General features: G+C 67.4%; 18 protein-coding genes. 14 read left to right on the forward strand and 4 right to left on the reverse strand.

Annotated elements, in window-relative coordinates:
- Nucleotides 1-179: 179 nt before the first annotated feature.
- The gene (locus tag BCY78_RS18535; RefSeq protein ID WP_068304843.1) at nucleotides 180-884 is read left to right on the forward strand and encodes a B12-binding domain-containing protein; all 705 of its coding nucleotides are present in this window, start codon (nucleotides 180-182) and stop codon (nucleotides 882-884) included.
- 72 nt (nucleotides 885-956) lie between these two features.
- On the opposite strand, the gene BCY78_RS18540 is transcribed toward BCY78_RS18535, so the two are convergent.
- Together BCY78_RS18540 and BCY78_RS18545 are read right to left on the reverse strand one after the other, a co-directional pair.
- Nucleotides 957-1,331 (reverse strand): hypothetical protein, encoded by a 375-nt coding sequence (locus BCY78_RS18540; protein ID WP_068304844.1) that lies wholly within the window; start codon nucleotides 1,329-1,331, stop codon nucleotides 957-959.
- A 2-nt stretch (nucleotides 1,332-1,333) separates the two neighbouring features.
- The gene (locus BCY78_RS18545; protein ID WP_068304845.1) at nucleotides 1,334-1,780 is read right to left on the reverse strand and encodes a cupin domain-containing protein; all 447 of its coding nucleotides are present in this window, start codon (nucleotides 1,778-1,780) and stop codon (nucleotides 1,334-1,336) included.
- A 107-nt stretch (nucleotides 1,781-1,887) separates the two neighbouring features.
- On the opposite strand from BCY78_RS18545, the gene BCY78_RS18550 reads away from it, so the two are divergent.
- From BCY78_RS18550 to BCY78_RS18610, 13 genes are all read left to right on the forward strand, one after another.
- Nucleotides 1,888-2,835: a LysR family transcriptional regulator gene (locus tag BCY78_RS18550; protein WP_233499438.1), complete on the forward strand. Its 948-nt coding sequence runs from the start codon at nucleotides 1,888-1,890 to the stop codon at nucleotides 2,833-2,835.
- Between the two features lie 166 nt (nucleotides 2,836-3,001).
- The gene (locus tag BCY78_RS18555; protein ID WP_139103221.1) at nucleotides 3,002-4,177 is read left to right on the forward strand and encodes an SPOR domain-containing protein; all 1,176 of its coding nucleotides are present in this window, start codon (nucleotides 3,002-3,004) and stop codon (nucleotides 4,175-4,177) included.
- 96 nt (nucleotides 4,178-4,273) lie between these two features.
- Nucleotides 4,274-5,437 (forward strand): D-alanyl-D-alanine carboxypeptidase family protein, encoded by a 1,164-nt coding sequence (locus tag BCY78_RS18560; RefSeq protein ID WP_233499439.1) that lies wholly within the window; start codon nucleotides 4,274-4,276, stop codon nucleotides 5,435-5,437.
- Nucleotides 5,434-6,066 carry a dTMP kinase gene (gene tmk / locus BCY78_RS18565; RefSeq protein ID WP_068304847.1) on the forward strand — a complete coding sequence of 211 codons (633 nt, stop codon included), beginning with the start codon at nucleotides 5,434-5,436 and terminating at the stop codon, nucleotides 6,064-6,066. Before BCY78_RS18560 ends, tmk begins: the two co-directional genes overlap by 4 nt.
- On the forward strand, nucleotides 6,063-7,166 hold the full coding sequence (locus BCY78_RS18570; RefSeq protein ID WP_068304849.1) for a DNA polymerase III subunit delta': 1,104 nt from the start codon (nucleotides 6,063-6,065) through the stop codon (nucleotides 7,164-7,166). The genes tmk and BCY78_RS18570 overlap by 4 nt, the downstream gene beginning before the upstream one ends.
- A gap of 25 nt (nucleotides 7,167-7,191) precedes the next feature.
- On the forward strand, nucleotides 7,192-7,980 hold the full coding sequence (locus BCY78_RS18575) for a TatD family hydrolase (RefSeq protein WP_068304850.1): 789 nt from the start codon (nucleotides 7,192-7,194) through the stop codon (nucleotides 7,978-7,980).
- Nucleotides 7,977-8,777, forward strand: a complete 801-nt coding sequence (locus BCY78_RS18580) for an MBL fold metallo-hydrolase (protein ID WP_068304851.1) — start codon at nucleotides 7,977-7,979, stop codon at nucleotides 8,775-8,777. The genes BCY78_RS18575 and BCY78_RS18580 overlap by 4 nt, the downstream gene beginning before the upstream one ends.
- 18 nt (nucleotides 8,778-8,795) lie before the next feature.
- A complete protein-coding gene (locus BCY78_RS18585) occupies nucleotides 8,796-9,725 on the forward strand; it encodes an AEC family transporter (RefSeq protein ID WP_068304852.1) in 930 nt (309 codons plus the stop codon).
- A 219-nt stretch (nucleotides 9,726-9,944) separates the two neighbouring features.
- On the forward strand, nucleotides 9,945-10,784 hold the full coding sequence (locus BCY78_RS18590; RefSeq protein WP_068304854.1) for a TIGR00282 family metallophosphoesterase: 840 nt from the start codon (nucleotides 9,945-9,947) through the stop codon (nucleotides 10,782-10,784).
- Nucleotides 10,784-11,719: a DMT family transporter gene (locus tag BCY78_RS18595; protein WP_068304856.1), complete on the forward strand. Its 936-nt coding sequence runs from the start codon at nucleotides 10,784-10,786 to the stop codon at nucleotides 11,717-11,719. The genes BCY78_RS18590 and BCY78_RS18595 overlap by 1 nt, the downstream gene beginning before the upstream one ends.
- Nucleotides 11,706-13,484 carry an SLC13 family permease gene (locus BCY78_RS18600; RefSeq protein ID WP_068304859.1) on the forward strand — a complete coding sequence of 593 codons (1,779 nt, stop codon included), beginning with the start codon at nucleotides 11,706-11,708 and terminating at the stop codon, nucleotides 13,482-13,484. The genes BCY78_RS18595 and BCY78_RS18600 overlap by 14 nt, the downstream gene beginning before the upstream one ends.
- 81 nt (nucleotides 13,485-13,565) lie before the next feature.
- A complete protein-coding gene (locus BCY78_RS18605) occupies nucleotides 13,566-14,510 on the forward strand; it encodes a DMT family transporter (protein WP_068304860.1) in 945 nt (314 codons plus the stop codon).
- A complete protein-coding gene (locus BCY78_RS18610; protein ID WP_068304861.1) occupies nucleotides 14,507-14,974 on the forward strand; it encodes a CAP domain-containing protein in 468 nt (155 codons plus the stop codon). The genes BCY78_RS18605 and BCY78_RS18610 overlap by 4 nt, the downstream gene beginning before the upstream one ends.
- Before the next feature lie 52 nt (nucleotides 14,975-15,026).
- On the opposite strand, the gene choV is transcribed toward BCY78_RS18610, so the two are convergent.
- Together choV and choW are read right to left on the reverse strand one after the other, a co-directional pair.
- A complete protein-coding gene (choV, locus tag BCY78_RS18615; protein WP_068304863.1) occupies nucleotides 15,027-16,118 on the reverse strand; it encodes a choline ABC transporter ATP-binding protein in 1,092 nt (363 codons plus the stop codon).
- Nucleotides 16,115-16,966 carry a choline ABC transporter permease subunit gene (gene choW / locus BCY78_RS18620; protein ID WP_068304866.1) on the reverse strand — a complete coding sequence of 284 codons (852 nt, stop codon included), beginning with the start codon at nucleotides 16,964-16,966 and terminating at the stop codon, nucleotides 16,115-16,117. The genes choV and choW overlap by 4 nt, the downstream gene beginning before the upstream one ends.
- Nucleotides 16,967-17,010: the final 44 nt, after the last annotated feature.

Raw genomic sequence — 17,010 nt, forward strand, 5'->3', positions numbered from 1 at the left:
GCTGACGGGGGCGGGACATGAGTCGGAACTTGAACACATCATGAACATTTTTCAAGATCCGGGGGTAAACTGCGACTTGCTGTCGCTTCTAATTCGGCGCATGTCGGGAATGGATCAGTTGCGGCAAGGCACATGCCGCATGTAGCCTTTAAACGATACCTTCAACAGGGAAGCGCGCCATGGCCGAGGACGACGAAATCATCCTGTCCGAACTCAACGACGAAGAGCTTGTCGCCCAGATGATGGACGACCTCTACGACGGCCTGAAGGACGAGATCGAAGAGGGCGTCAACCTCCTGCTCGAGCGCGGCTGGACCCCCTATGACGTGCTGACCAAAGCGCTGGTTGCCGGCATGACGATCGTCGGCCACGACTTCCGCGACGGCATCCTGTTCGTTCCGGAAGTGCTGCTCGCCGCCAACGCGATGAAGGCCGGCATGGCCATCCTGAAGCCGCTGCTGGCCGAAACCGGCGCGCCGCGCATGGGCAAGATGGTGATCGGCACCGTGAAGGGCGACATCCACGACATCGGCAAGAACCTTGTCGGCATGATGATGGAAGGCGCCGGCTTCGAGGTCGTCGACATCGGCATCAACAACCCGGTCGAGAAATACATCGAGACGCTGGAAGCCGAAGGCGCCGACATCCTCGGCATGTCGGCCCTGCTGACCACCACCATGCCCTACATGAAGGTCGTGATCGACACGCTGAAGGAAAAGGGCATGCGCGACGAGTTCATCGTTCTGGTGGGCGGTGCGCCCCTGAACGAGGAATTCGGCAAGGCCATCGGTGCCGACGCCTATTGCCGCGACGCCGCCGTGGCGGTGGAAACCGCGAAGACGTTGGTCGCCCGCAAGCACAACCAAGGCGCCGCCCGGATCTGATCCTGCCGCCCTTGCCATGAACAAAGGCCCCTGCCGATGGCGGGGGCCTTTGTCGTTTCTATGCCGGCGCCGTCAGGCGGGGCGGCCGATCGGATGCCGCAGCACCTGCACGAGGAACATCAGGCCCGACAGGATCGCCAGCACCGAGCCGATCTTCGCGCCGGTCTCGCCCGTGCCCTGAATCGCGAAGACGATGCCGGGCACCATCACCACCACGGCGGCGGCGTGCAGCACGAGGTGGATGCGGCCCAGCATCCCGTCCTGCGCGGTGGGGGCCAGCGCGTACCAGCCTCCGAAGATCGAGGCGAGGACGAAGCCCACCAAGTTCAGATGGGCGTGCGCGGGTGACAGGGCGTGGTCGCCCGAGGCGGACATATGGATGCCCCAGGCCATGCCGATCAGAAGGCAGAGGGCGCCGAAAGCGAAGAACAGGCGCGGTGTGGTCATGATCAATCTCCCAAGGGTGGTCCGGTAAAGGTCATCTTGAAACGTTCGGCACTGGCAAGAACGGCGGGCATGTCCTCGGGGATACGGAATTGCCCGGCCGCCATCTCGGCGAAGAAACCCTCGAACCCGCCGGGGGTCAGGATCACCAGATGACGCGAGGGCTTGTCCCCGCTGACGCGAAAGGTATGTTCGGTGCCGCGCGGGATGAAGACGGTTTCGCCCGGCCCCCGCGTGAAGGTCTCGCCGTTGAGCCAGAAGCTGCAATCGCCCGAGAGCAGCACGAAGGTCTCGTCGGCATCGTGGTGAATGTGGCGCGGCGGGCCCGAGCCCACGGGCGAGACGCTGTCGACGATGCTCATCGATCCGCCCGAGGCTTCGGTGGACAGGATCGTGCGGTATTGCGTGCCGGCCCAGTCGATGGTGTCGGGGCCAAGGTGTCCGTCTTTCATCGTTTCCTCCATGTCTGTGTGGGAAACGAAAGCGCTTTCGATGCTGAAAAGCTTAAGGTGAAAAAAGGCTATCCGAGAAACTTCATTTTGCAATAGCCTCTATTGATATGGTGAATTTGGCCACGTTCGATCTGAACCTGCTGCGGGTTCTCGATGCCCTCCTGCGTGAGGGATCCACCGTCCGTGCGGGCGAGAGGCTGGGCCTCAGTCAGCCGGCGGTCTCGGCGGCGCTGGGGCGGCTTCGGGCGGCGCTGGGGGACGACCTGTTCGTTCGCGTGGGGCAGGGGCTGCAGCCCACCGATTTCGCCAAGGGGCTGGAGGTGGAGCTGCGGCAGATGCTGGATCAGATCGGCACCCTTCTGAGCAACGTGCCCTTCGATCCGGCCACCTCGCGCGACAGCTTCCGGATCTCGGGCGCGGATTTCTTCGCCGAGCTGATGATGCCGGCGCTGGGCGCGCGGGTGTCGAAGCTGGCGCCGGGGATGCGGCTGCACCTTGTCGATCTGGTGCCGACCTCGGACGCGGCCTCGCTGGAGCGCTACATGGCCGATATCGCGCTGGTGCCGGGGCTGAAGATGCCCGATTGGGTCGAGACGCAGCGGGTCTTCTCATCGCCCTATTACGTCATCGCGCGCAAGGACCATCCCCGCCTTGGCCGGGTCGCGCCGGGCGCGGTGGTGCCGCTCGATCTCTATTGCGACCTTGGCCATGTGCTGTTCTCGCCCGAGGGGAACCCGGCTTCGGTCGGCGACAAGGCTCTGGCGGCGGTGGGGCGCAGCCGGCAGGTGGTGATGACCATGCCGTTCTTCTCGGGGGTTTATCTGGCGGTCGCGGCCTCGGACCTGATCGCGCTCTTGCCCGGACAACTGGCGCTGCACGTCGCCAAGCGCCTGCCGATCGACCTTTATCGTCCGCCAGTGCCTGTCGGGCCCGAGACCTTGCAGATGATCTGGCACCGGCGGCAATCGCAGAACCCGGCGCATCAATGGCTGCGCGGGCATATCGCCGAGATCCTCGCGCCCCTCGATGATCAACACCTGCCCGAGGCGCCTTGACCCCCGGTCGGCGAGTTGATGCCGCGCGGCGGCGAAAGCACCCGCAATTTACTTTCCATAATGCGACGTTGACGCTATCCTGCCGGGAAAAATCCGCACCTGCAAAGCAGGTGGCAAAGAACGTGCGGGCCGCCTGAGCGGCCTGGCACCGGGGCACGAGGGCAGAATGGATCGTACAGTCAGCACCGCATTCCCGCGACTGGCAGCCGCGCCGGTCATGGTGTTGTCGGCTGTCCTGACGCTGGGCGCTTGCCAGATGAGCCAGACCGAAGCCGCCATGGCCGAGCCGGGCGTCGTCGCCACGGATACCGGCCCCGGCGGTCGCGTGATCGAGCGCGACGTCGAGGCGCCCGAGGTGTTTCAGGCCTCGGAGAACGGCCTTTGGGACGGTCGCCCCTCGTTGGGCGGCGTCTGGGTCGCCCATCCCACCGCCCATGACCCTGAGCGCGTACTGATCCGCAACCGCGCAACCGGCGCGACCGTCATCGGCGCGCTCTTCCGCCGCGAGCGCGAGAACCCCGGCCCGCGGTTCCAGGTGTCGTCCGAGGCCGCCAACGCGCTGGGCATCCTCGCCGGTGCGCCGACCGAGATCGAAGTCACCGCCCTGCGCCTCCAGCGCGTCGAGATGGAGATCGACCCGGCCCCCGAGGAGGTCGCCACCGCCGCGACCGAGACGCTGGCCATCGCCCCTGTCGCCACAGCAGAATCCCCGACGGCCCAGCCCGCCGGTCAGGTCGCCGTCGCCGATGTCGAGGCGGAGGAACCGCGTCGCGGTTTGCTCGGCCTGTTCCGCCGCCGCACACCCGAGCCCGAAACGACCGCAATCGCCGAAACCGCGCTGGCCCCCGCTGCAGGCGCCGCGACGGCCGCAGCAACGGCGACGGCCGAGGCCGGTGTCGCGCCGGTAGCCGTGGTCGAGGCCGAACCGCAGCGCCGCTCGTTCCGCGACCTGTTCCGTCGTCGTGAGCGCACGCCTGAACCCGATACCACGCTGATCGCCCTGCCGGATGCCAATGACGCGCCGACCTCGGCCGCGGCCAGCGCGCCGTTGCAGGCGACCGGCACCGCGCCGCTGCCGCCGCAGGCCGCGCAGCCCGCCGGGCCGCGCATCGACCGGCCCTTCGTGCAGATCGGGATCTTCAGCGTCGAACAGAATGCCGTGAACGCCCGCAACGCGATGCAGCAGGCCGGTCTGGCCGCCGAAGTGCGCCGGGGCCGCGTTGGCGAGAACCTGTACTGGCGTGTCGTCGTCGGCCCGGCCAGCTCGACCGCTCAGCGCGGCGAGTTCCTGCGCCGGGTGCGCGAGCTGGGCTTTGCCGATGCTTACGCGGTTGTGCGCTGAGCGGGTTTGAAACCTGTCACCGAATAACGCTAAGGTGCGCGCGCCGGGGGCCCTGAACGGGAGCGCCCGGTGCAGCCCTGCCGGAAGGAGAGATCCATGCCCCTCAAGCGCCTGCTGATCGCGTGCGCCCTCATCATGGCCAGTATTGCCGCCTCGTCGCTGACGGCCGTCGCGCAATCGCCCTATGGCGGCCGCGCGCCGAATTACTACATCCTCGACGTGGGATCGGGTCAGGTTCTGGCCCAGCAGAATGCCGATATTCCCCTGCCGCCCGCTTCGATGTCGAAGCTGATGACGCTGGCGATGCTCTATGATGCGCTGGCCGAGGGGCGGGTGTCGCTCGATACCACCTGGACCGTGTCCGAACGGGCGCATGCCATGGGGGGCTCGTCGATGTTCCTCGAAACCCGCGACCGTCCGACGACCGAGGATCTGATCCGCGGTCTCGCCGTGGTCTCGGGCAACGATGCCGCCGTCGCCATCGCCGAAGGGCTGGGCGGGTCGGAAGCGGCCTTCGCGCAGATGGCGCAGGATCGCGCCGCGCAGATCGGCATGACGCAGACGACCATCGCCAATGCCTCGGGCTGGCCGGACCCGCGTCACCGCATGAGTATGCATGACCTCGCGGTGCTGGCGAATTACATCATCACCCAGCACGGCGATCTGTACCATTACCTCGGCGAGAGCGAGTTCAGCTGGAACGAGATCACCCAACCGAACCGCGTGCCGTTGCTCAATGCGGGCGTCGGCATGGACGGCTTCAAGACCGGCCATACCGAGGAAGCGGGTTATTCGCTGGTCGGCTCGGCCCATCAGGGCGATCGCCGCGTGATCTTCGTCTTCTCGGGCCTGAACTCGGCGACCGAACGGGTCGAGGAAGCCGAGCGCATCATCACCTGGGCCTTCCGCCAATTCGTCGAGCGTGACGTGCTGGAAGAAGGGCAGGAGGTCGCCGTGGCCGATGTCTGGATGGGCACCGTGGACAGCGTGCCCCTGGTCGCCGCGCGCGATCTGAGCGTGCTGATGCCGGCGATCAGCCAAGGCGACGTCACCGCCCGTGTCGAATATGAGGGCCCGCTGGCCGCACCGGTCGAACAAGGCACCGAAGTCGGTCAGCTGATCGTCGAAGTGCCGGGCCTGCCCGAGCCCTTCACGCTGCCGATCCTCGCCGGCGCTTCGGTCCCTGAGGGGGGCTTTCTGCCGCGCATGCGCACCGCCGCTCTGGTTCTGGGCAACCAGCTGGGTCTGACCACGCCGTGACGGGGACAGGTCGGGGGATTTTCGTCACCTTCGAGGGGATCGACGGCTCGGGCAAGTCGACGCAGGCGCGGCTTCTGGCCGAGGCCCTGCGCGCGGCGGGCCATGACGTGGTGCTGACGCGCGAGCCCGGTGGCTCGCCGGGCGCTGAGGAGATCCGCCGTCTGGTGCTGGAAGGCGACCCCGACCGCTGGTCCGCCGAGACCGAGATCCTGCTTTTCACCGCCGCCCGCCGCGACCATCTGGAGCGCACGATCGAGCCCGCTCTGGCCGCCGGGAAAGTGGTGATCTGCGACCGTTTCGCCGATTCGACCCGCATGTATCAGGGCCTCTCGCGCGGCGATCTGCGCGCGCTGGTCGACCAGTTGCATTCCTTGATGATCGGGCGCGAGCCGGATCTGACGGTGCTGGTGGATATGGACCCCGAGATCGGCCTCGCCCGCGCCAAGGGGCGGAAGGGCACCGAGGAACGCTTCGAGGATTTCGGCCCCGAGCTGCAGCGCCGGATGCGTGCGGGCTTCCTGTCGCTGGCCAAGGAATACGCCAGCCGCTTCCGCGTCATCGACGGCGCGCGCCCGGTCGAGGCTGTGGCCGAGGACGTGCTGGCGACCGTGACGGCGGCTCTGGCATGAGCGCCGCGCCCGAACCCGACCGCATCGACGGCGCCCCGCATCCGCGCGAGACCCTGAAGCTGTTCGGTCAGGAGGCGGCGGAACGGCTGTTCCTCGACGCCTTCGCGCAGGACCGGCTGCACCATGGCTGGCTGATCACCGGCCCGCGTGGCGTGGGCAAGGCGACGCTGGCCTGGCGGCTGGCGAAGTTCCTGCTGGCGACCGAGCCGGGCGGCGGCCTGTTCGGTGCGCCCGACACCTTGGACGTGGATTCCGAACACCCGGTCGCGCATCGCATCGCGGCGGGGTCAGAGCCGGGGCTTCTGGTGATCCGCCGGGGTGCGGATGAGAAAACCGGCAAGCTGAAAACCCAGATCACCGTCGACGAGGTCCGCAAGCTGCGCGAGTTCTTCGGTCTGTCTGCCGCCGAGGGCGGTCGGCGGGTGGTGATCGTCGATGCCGCCGACGAGATGAACCCCAACGCTGCGAATGCGCTTCTGAAGCTGCTCGAGGAACCGCCGGCGGGCGCCATGCTGTTCCTCGTCGCGCATCAGCCCTCGCGTCTGCTGCCGACGATCCGCTCACGTTGTCGGGAATTGCGGCTCAATCCGTTGGGCACCGATAACATGGCTCGCGCGATGGATCAGGCTATGGGCATGGTCGAGGACGGCGAGGCTCTGGCCGAGCTCTCCGGCGGCTCGGTGGGCGAAGCGATCCGGGTGGCGAATGGCGGCGGGCTGGAGCTCTATGCGGAAATTGTGAAAATCCTCTCGGACCTTCCGCAGCTTTCGCGCCCCGACGTGTTGAAATTGTCCAATTCCATGGGGGGCCGCGAGGCCGAGCCGCGCTTCGATCTGACCGTCCGGCTGATCGACCTCGCGCTGGCCCGTCTGGCCCGCGCCGGTGCCACCGGCATGGTCCCCCCCGAGGCCGCGCGTGGCGAAGCGCGACTGATCGAGCGCCTCTCGCCCGATCCTCGCGCCGCGCGGCACTGGGCGGAGCTGGCCTCGGAACTTGGCGCACGGGCGCGGGGCGCGAGGGCGGTCAACCTTGACCCCGGCGCGCTGGTGCTCGATATGTTCCTGCGACTGGAATCCGCCGCACAGGCCGTTCCCGGATGACTAGCCGAAGGCCCGACCCCCTCTCATGATTCCCACGATCGTCGACAGCCACACCCATCTCGACTTCCCCGATTTCGACGGCGAGCGCGATGCCATCATCGAGCGCGCGCGCGCGGCGGGCGTGACGCGGATGGTCTCGATCTGCACGAAAATGGAGCGGGCGGATTTCGTCCGGGGCCTCGCCGACACTTACCCCGAGGTCTATTGGGCCGGCGGCATCCACCCGATGTCCGCCGACAAGCAGCCGGTGATCGCGCTGGAGGTGCTGCTCAAGCTGGCCGAGCATCCGAAATTCGTCGGCATCGGCGAGACTGGGCTCGACTACCATTACACGCCCGAAAGCGCGCCCATTCAGCAAGAGAGCCTGCGCGTGCATATCGAGGCTGCGCGTCAGACCGGCCTGCCACTGATCATCCACTCGCGCGACGCCGATGAAGACATGATCCGCATCCTGTCCGAGGAACACCGCGCCGGCGCCTATTCCTGCGTGATGCATTGCTTCTCGTCGGGGCCGGAGCTGGCGGCCGCCGCGCTGGATCTGGGCTTTTACCTGTCGGCCTCGGGCATAGCCGCCTTCAAGAAATCCGAGGCCCTGCGCGAGATCTTCGCGACCGCGCCCGTGGAGCGCATCCTCGTCGAGACCGACGCGCCTTACCTTGCCCCGCCGCCCCATCGCGGCAAGCGCAACGAGCCCGCCTATACCGCGCTGACCGCGCAGGCCGTGGCCAGCGTCTGGGGGATGGACTATCCCGAGTTCGCGCGGCAGACCTCGGAAAACTTCGACCGTCTCTTCACCAAGGCCCGGCTGACATGAGTGACCTGCTGCGCGCGACGATCCTCGGCTGTGGCTCGTCCGGCGGCGTGCCTCGGCTGGGCGGCGAATGGGGCGCTTGCGACCCGACCAATCCGCGCAACACCCGCCGCCGCTGTTCCCTGCTGCTGGAACGGGTAGGGCAGGGCGGCACCACGCGCGTCTTGATCGATACCTCGCCGGACATGCGCCAACAGCTGCTCGATGCCGGCATCGGGCATCTGGATGCGGTGGTCTATACCCATAGCCATGCCGACCATGTGCACGGCATCGACGATCTGCGCATGATCGTCTTCAACACGCGCCAGCGCCTGCAGGTCTGGGCCGATGGCGATACGCAGGACGCACTATTGTCGCGCTTTGGCTATGCCTTCGTGCAGCCCAAGGGCTCACCCTATCCGCCGATTTTGGACCTCAACACCATCGAGGGGCCCTTCGCCATCGAGGGCGCCGGTGGGTCTATCGAGCTGACGCCGTTCGAGGTGAACCACGGCAGCATCGAGGCCCTTGGTTTCCGCTGTGGCGGGCTGGCCTATCTGCCCGACGTGGTGCGCATCCCCGAGGACAGCTGGCCGGTCCTGGACGGCCTCGACCTCTGGATCCTCGATGCGCTGCGCTACAAGCCGCATCCGACCCATGCGCATCTCGATCTGGCGCTGGAATGGATCGCGCGGGCGGCGCCCAAGCGCGCGGTGCTGACCAATATGCATGTCGATCTCGACTACGCGACGCTGGAAGCCGAGACCCCTGACCATGTGACCCCCGCCTATGACGGGATGGTCCTCGAACTGGCGTTGTAACACGCTCGAAAGGCTCCAATGCAGGCGCTCTTGCAAGTCATCCTCCCCGTCTTCCTGGTTGTGGCGGCGGGGTATGGCGCCGCCTGGCGGAACTGGATGACCGAGGACGCCGTCGACGGGCTGATGAAATTCGCCCAGAGCTTCGCGATCCCGATGCTGCTGTTCCTCGCGCTGATGCGGTTGGATCTGGGGCAGGCCTTCGACTGGCGGCTTCTGGTCAGCTTCTATGGCGGGGCGATCTCGGGCTTCGTGGCGGGTCTTTTGGGCGCGCGGTTCCTGTTCGGGCGCGACTGGGAAGACGCGGTCGCGGTGGGTTTCGTCTGCCTGTTCTCGAACTCGATGCTCTTGGGCGTGCCGATCACCGAGCGCGCCTATGGCCCCGAGGCGCTGGCGCCGAACTATGCCATCATCTCGATCCACGCGCCCCTGTGCTACCTGATCGGCATCACCGCGATGGAGGGGGTCAGGGCGCGGGGGGCCGGCATCGGCCGCACGGCGTTCAAGGCGCTGCAGGGGATGTGGACCAACCCGCTGGTGATCGGCATCGGGCTGGGGGCGATCGTCAACCTTGGCGGCATCACACTGCCCACCGTCGTGGTGGACGCGGTCGAGCTGATCTCGCGCGCGGGTCTGCCGGCGGCGCTGTTCGGGCTGGGGGGCGTGTTGTTCCGCTATCGGCCCGAGGGTGACCTGCGGCTCATCGCCTATGCGACGCTGCTGTCGCTGGCCCTGCATCCGACGATCACCTGGGGCTTGGGGCGGTTCTTCGCGCTGGAGCATGGGCCGTTCCGCTCGGCGGTGCTGACCGCGGGGATGGCGCCGGGGGTGAATGCCTATCTCTTTGCCAATATGTACGGGCGGGCGAAGCGGGTGGCGGCCTCGACCGTGTTGCTGGCGACGGGGTTGTGCGTGCTGACGGCCTGGGGCTGGATGACGGTCTTGGGGTGAGGTTTGACGGGGGAGGGGTTTCGCCCTCGTCCCTCGCGCCCTGCGGGCACGGGCTCCTCGGGCGACCGGGCCTCGCTGCGCTCGGCAAGGGAGGGGGCTCTGCCCCCCTCGCCTTCGGCTCACCCCCCGGGATATTTAGGGCACAAAGATGAGGGGGGCGGGTGTGGCGGTTGCGCGAATCTGCTTCCCTCGGCGGGACTTGGGGCGTAGGAAACGCCTATGCGTATTCTCTTTCTGGGCGATGTAATGGGCCGCTCCGGTCGTAACGCGGTGGCTGAACGGCTGCCGACGATGCGGCGTGATTGGGGCCTCGATTTCGTGGTCGTGAATGGCGAGAACGCCACCTCGGGGATGGGGCTGTCGCCCGATCACGCCAAGGGGCTGTTCGAGGCCGGGGCCGATGTGGTGACGCTGGGCGATCATGCCTTCGATCAGAAGGCGATGATGGGCCATATCGACAGCGAGCCCCGTCTGATCCGCGCGATCAATTTCTCCAAGGTAGCGCCGGGCGTGGGCGCGCGGGTCTTCACGCTGGCCGATGGGCGCGCCGTGCTGGTCGCGCAGGTCATGGGGCAGGTCTTCATGAAGCGGCCCTTCGACGATCCGTTTAGCGCCATCGAGCCGGTGCTTCGGGCCCATCCGATGGGCGCGCGGGTGCAGGCGACCTTGGTCGATGTCCATGCCGAGGCGACGTCCGAGAAGATGGCAATGGGCCATTGGTGTGACGGTCGGGCCTCACTTGTCGTGGGTACGCATACCCATGTGCCGACCGGTGATGCGCAGATCCTGAATGGCGGCACCGCCTATCTGACCGATGCCGGCATGTGCGGCGATTACGACAGTGTCATCGGCATGCAGAAGGACGAGCCCCTGCGCCGCTTCATCACCGGCATGGCGCGCAACCGCTTCGAGCCGGCGATGGGCGAGGCCACGGTCTCGGGCGTGTTCGTCGAGACCGACGATGCCACCGGCAAGGCGCTGAGCGTGACCATGGTGCGGCAGGGCGGGCGGCTGGCGCCGTCGGGCCCGGCGCCGGTGGCGGAGCCTGCCGCATCGTGATGCGCCTCGCCTCCGGCCGACCGGGCGCCTATCTGATCCTGCTGGCCATCGGGGCCGCCTGGGGGATCAGCGCGCCGATGATCAAGGTCGCGACCGGAGCCGGGCTGGCGCCGTTGATGATCGTCTTCTGGCAGGCGCTGATCGCCTCGGTCGTGCTGGGGGCCGTGTTGCTGGCCACCGGCCAGATCCGCCGCATGCGCTGGAGCGGAGCGCATCTGCGGCTCTATGCGGCGGTGGGCTTGCTGGGCATGGCCTTGCCCTCGATCGCCTCCTACAGCGCCACGCGGCATCTGCCGTCGGGCGTGATCTCCATCGTCATCTCGCTGGTGCCGGTCTTCGCCCTGCCGCTGGCACTAGGCTTGGGGACCGAGCGGTTCCAGCCGCGCCGCCTGCTGGGCGTAGCTTCGGGCGCGGCGGCGATGGCGCTCTTGATGGGCCCCGAGGCCAGCCTGCCCGATCCCGCACAGTGGATCTGGATCCCCGTCGCCGCGCTGGCACCGCTGTGCTACGCGCTGGAAGGCGCCGTGGTCTACCAGTCCAAGGCCGAGGAGGTGGGGCCGTTCCAGATGCTTTGGGCGGGATACCTCGTCAGCGTGATGGCCGCGCTGGGGCTGGCCCTGTTCGACGGCACGGCGCTGTGGCCCGATCAGGTGCTTTCGGTGCCGGTGCTGGCCTTCGTGATCGCCGGTTTGTTGGGCATCGGCGCCTATGCCGGCTACCTGTGGCTGCTGCGACAGACCGGCGCCGTGTTCGGCGCGCAGGTTTCCTATACCGTGACCGGCATGGGAATCGTCTGGGCCATGCTGATCCTTGGTGAGCGTTATTCCGGCTGGGTCTGGAGCGCCTTGGCGCTGCTGTTCCTCGGCCTCTTCCTTGTGCAGCCGCGCCCGCGCGCCCCGGCCGCCAATTCTGGAGATGCCCATGTTCGGGCTTGAGATACCTGCCGCTTATTTGCCGTGGCTGTCGATCGTCATCGTCGTCGGCATGCTGGTGATGTTCGTGCGCGAGCGCTACCCGGTCGAGGTGGTGGCCCTGTCCGGCGCCGTGCTGATGCTGGTGCTGGGCATCGTGCCCGAGGCCGGGGCGCTCGCCGTCTTCGCCAACCCCGCGCCCTGGACCATTGCCGCGATGTTCCTGATCGTGGGCGGCCTCGTGCGGACCGGCGCGCTGGATTTCCTCTCCCAACAGGCGGTGAGCAAGGCCGCCGTGGCCCCCCGCCGCACGCTGGTCATCCTGACCTTCGCCGTCTTGGGCATGTCGGCTTTCGTCAACAACACGCCGATCGTCGTGGTGATGATCCCGATCTTCATGCAGCTGGCCAAGGCGATGCAGGTGCCGCCGTCGAAGCTGCTGATCCCGCTGAGCTATTTCTCGATCTTCGGGGGCACGATCACGCTGGTTGGCACCTCGACCAACCTGCTGGTGGACGGGGTCGCGCAGGCCTCGGGGCTCGAGCCCTTCGGGATCTTCGAGATCTCGCTCGTGGGCCTCGCCGTGGCCGGGGTGGGGGTCACCTATCTGGCGCTCGCCGGGCGCTGGCTGCTGCCCGAGCGCGATTCGATGGCGGCGCTGCTTGGCGACCGCGCGCCGATGAAGTTCTTCACCGAGGTCGCGATTCCCGAGGGCTCGTCGCTGATCGGCAAGAGCCTCGCCGAGGCCGACGTGTTTCGCCGGGGCGGCGCGCGAGTGATTGACGTGCTGCGCGGCGACGCCTCGCTGCGCCGGGCGATGGGCGATGTGGTGCTGGAGCCCGGTGACCGCGTCGTTCTGCGCACGCAGATGTCCGAGGTGCTGGGCCTGCAGCAAAGCCCCGAGTTGCGGGTTGTCGACCAGCTGAGTTCGGTCCGGACCTCGACCGTCGAGGTGCTGATCACGCCGGGCTGCCGGATGATCGGCCGCTCGCTGGGGCAGATGCGTCTGCGCCGGCGCTATGGGGTCTATCCGCTGGCCGTACACCGTCGCAGCCAGAACATCGGCCGCCAGCTGGACGATCTGGTCGTGCAGGTGGGCGATACGCTGCTGCTGGAAGGCGCGATGGAGGATATCCGCCGCCTCGCCGCCGATATGGACATGGTCGATGTCAGCCAGCCGTCGGAGCGGGCGTTCCGGCGCAGCCATGCGCCCATCGTCATCGCCGTGCTGGCGGGAGTTGTCGGGCTGTCCGCCTTGGGCGTGGCCTCGATCCAGATGCTGGCGCTGCTGGGGGTGGTGATCGTGCTGCTGACCCGCTGCATCGACGCGGACGAGGCTTTCGGGTTCATCGAGGGGCGTCTGCTGGCGCTGATCTTCGGCATGCTGATCGTCGGCGCGGGGTTGGAGAATTCGGGCGCCGTGCGCCTGTTGGTCGAGGCCTTGGCGCCCTATCTGCAGGGCCTGCCGCATTGGGCGCTGCTGTTGGCGGTCTATGCCATCGCCGGGGTGCTGACGGAACTTGTGTCCAACAACGCCGTTGCGGTGATCGTGACGCCGGTGGCCATCGGTCTGGCGCAGAGCATGGGCGTCGATCCGCGCCCCTTGGTGGTGGCGGTGATGTTCGCCGCCTCGGCAGCCTTCGCGACACCGATCGGGTATCAGACCAACACGCTGGTCTATGGCCCGGGCGGCTATCAGTTCACCGACTTCCTGCGCGTGGGCGTGCCGCTGAACATCCTGATGGCCATCACCGTTTGCACCCTCGTCCCGCTGATCTGGCCCCTCTGAAATGGCCCCGGCGAGGGGTGTTCACGGCAAGATGCGTGTTTGTCCCTTGCCATGCGGCGCAGGGCAGGGCAGGGAGAGTTTATGAACGCGTTAAATACCCCCGTAGACCCGTCGCCCGCGGCCCGTACCGCGTCCGAACCCTCTGACCAGCGTCCCATCGCCGGGGTGCTGTGGATGGTGGCCTCGGGCTTTGCCTTCGTCGGGCTGACGGCGCTGGTGAAGGCGATGGGACCCTCGGTTCCGGCACCGCAATCGGCCTTCCTGCGCTATGCGATGGGGCTGGTGTTCTTGCTCCCGCTGATCCCAACGCTGCTGCGCACGCATTTCCCCGCCGCGACGTGGAAAGCCTTCGCGTGGCGCGGGGTGTTCCATACCTTCGGCGTGATGCTGTGGTTCTACGCGATGACCCGCATCCCTTTGGCCGAGGTCTCGGCCATGGGCTACATGAACCCGGTCTGGATCTCGATCGGGGCGGCGCTGTTTCTGGGCGAGGCCCTGCGCTTTCGCCGTATCGCGGCCATTGGCGTGGCGATCATCGGCGCGCTGATCATCCTGCGGCCGGGCCTGCGCGAGCTCAGCTCGGGGCATGTGGCGATGCTGTTCACCGCGCTGTTCTTCGCGGCCTCCTATGTCATGGCCAAGCAGCTCAGCGGCAAGGCCAGCCCGGCAGTGATCGTGGCGATGATGTCGATGGCGGTGACGATCGGGCTGTTTCCCTTCGCGCTGGCGGTCTGGGAGCCGGTGACATGGCAGCAGCTGGGGATGTTCCTGATCATCGCCAGCTTCGCGACCGCGGGGCATTACATGATGACGCTGGCCTTCGCGGCGGCGCCGATCACGGTGACGCAGCCGGTGACGGCGCTGCAGCTCGTCTGGTCGGTGGCACTGGGCGCGATCTTCTTCGGCGAGCCGGTGGACCCCTGGGTCGTGGCCGGCGGGGTGATGGTCGTCTCGGCGGTGATCTTCATCGCGCTGCGGGAACACCAGTTGCGCCTGCGCGAGAAAGCGGCGACGCTGCCGGAATGAAACACGCGCTCGCCCTGACCCTGATGCTTGCCGCAGCACCGGCTCTGGCCTGCGAGGTGCCTGCGGATCTGGGCGGCCTGCGCGGCGCCCTTCTGGTGCAGACCAATGCCGAGCGCGCCTCGGCTGGGTTGCCGGCTTTGCGCATGGAGCCCCGGTTGGGCGAAGCGGCGCAGGTGCAGGCCTGCCGGATGGCGGATCGGGAGCGTCTGACCCATCGCGGCAGCTGGTTCGCCGGTCTGGGACGGCGGCTGCGGCGGGTGGATTATCCTTATGCCACCGCGGTCGAGAATATCGGCGAGGGTCATCGCAGCGCCGCCGAGATCGTGCGCGGCTGGATGGAGAGCCCGGAGCATCGGGTGAACATGCTCAATCGTCAGATCACCGAGGCCGGCTTCGGCGTCGCGCGGGCCGAGAATGGCCGTCTGCACTGGTCGATGGTCGGCGCGGCACAGCGCAGCGAGTAAGGCGCCGGGTAAGGTGGGTTTTAAACCCACCCTACGCGGTTCGGCTTCCCTTTCAGGCGGTTTCTTCGGCGGCGCCCTCGGTCCCGCGCTTGGCGATCAGCGCGGTGACGGCGCTGCAATCGGTCAGCATGCCGATCACCTTGCCCTCGTCCGTCAGCAGGATGCGCCCGCGGGCGTCGGTCAGTTGGGCCATGGCTTCGCGCAGCGGGGTTTCCGCCGGCAGGGTCAGGCCCGCCGGGGCCGGGCGCGGGGCCTCGACCATCGCATCGCGCGCCGTCAGAACGCCCAGCGGGTTCATATGCGCGACGAAGTCCGCGACGTAATCATTGGCCGGGTTGGTGTAGATCTCGGACGGGGTACCGCATTGGATGATGCGTCCGCCCTCCATGATGGCGATCCGGTTGCCCAGCTTGAAGGCCTCATCGAGATCGTGGCTGACGAAGATGATCGTGCGCTTCAGCCGCTGCTGCAGATCCAGAAGTTCGTCCTGCAGACGGGTGCGGATCAGCGGGTCCAGCGCCGAGAAGGGCTCGTCCATCAAGAGGATCGGCGCCTCGGTGGCAAAGGCGCGGGCCAGACCCACGCGCTGCTGCATGCCGCCCGATAGCTCGCCCACCTTGCGGTCGGCCCATTGCGCCAGGCCGACCAGCTCAAGCTGCGCCTCGACCCGTTCGCGTTTCGGCTTGCCCTTGAGCCCGGCCAGTTCCAGCCCCAGCCCCACATTCTCGCGCACCGTCCGCCACGGCAGCAGGCCGAATTGCTGGAACACCATGGCGACCGAGTTCATCCGCAGCTTGCGCAGCGCGGTCTTGCCGGCACCCGGCACCGAGACCATCTCGCCGCCCGAGCGCACCAGCACGTCGCCCTGCACGATGGGGTTGAGGCCATTGACCGCGCGCAACAGTGTCGACTTGCCCGAACCCGACAGGCCCATCAGCACGAGGATCTCGCCCTCAGCCACGTCGAGCGTGCAATCATGCACGCCCAGCACCTGCCCGGTCTCCTTCTGGATATGGGCGCGGCTCTGGCCCGTCTCCATCAGCGGCAGGGCGCGGTGCGGATTGTCGCCAAAGACGATGGAGACATGCTGGAAGGACACCGCGGTCTGGGCGACCTCGGGGAGGGGGGTATCGCTCTCGCTCATGACTTGGTCTCCACGCGCAGCATCCGGTCCAGCATGATGGCGACGGCGACGATCACCGCGCCGGATTCAAAGCCCAGGGCCGCGTTCACCGTGTTCAGCGCCCTCACCACCGGCACGCCGAGACCCGGTGCGCCGACGAGGCCCGCGATCACCACCATCGACAAAGACAGCATGATCGTCTGGTTGAGGCCCGCCATGATCTGCGGGAAGGCCCAGGGCAGCTCGACCTTGAAGATGCGCTGCATGTTGGTCGCGCCGAAGGCCGTGGCGGCCTCGGACAGCGCGGTCGGGGTGGAGCGGATGCCCAGCTCCGTCAGGCGGATCGCGGCGGGCATGGCGAAGATCACCGTCGCCACCAGACCCGGCACCATGCCGAGGCCGAACAGCACCAGCACCGGGATCAGGTAGACGAAGGTCGGCAGCGTCTGCATCAGGTCGAGGATCGGCGTCAGGAAGCGATAGAAGCGCGGGTGATGCGCGGCGAAAATGCCCAGCGGCACCCCGATCGCCATGCAGACCGCGCAGGAGCCCAGCACCAGCACCAGCGTCTGCATCGTCAGTTCCCAGTAGTTCTGGTTCCAGGCGAACAGCGCGCAGCCGACGACGATGGCAACGGCGACCCAATTGCGCTGCAGCAGCCAGGTGATGGCGGCAAAGATCGCGATGACGATGGCGGGATGGGGCAGCAACAGCGCCGCGCCCATGGCCTCGATCGCGGTCCGCAGACCCAGTTCGATGGCATCGAAGAAGGGCCAGAAATTATCCTGCACCAAGGTGAAGATATCGGCGATGACACGCCCGACGGGGATCTTGGCCCCGGTGATGGCGTCGGAAATCGGATCTGACATAGAGGGTCCGCGCATTGCAAGGCCCCGGCCCGTGCGGCTGTGCG

The organism is Pararhodobacter sp. CCB-MM2 (genome assembly GCF_001691415.1).
Lineage (GTDB): Bacteria > Pseudomonadota > Alphaproteobacteria > Rhodobacterales > Rhodobacteraceae > Pararhodobacter.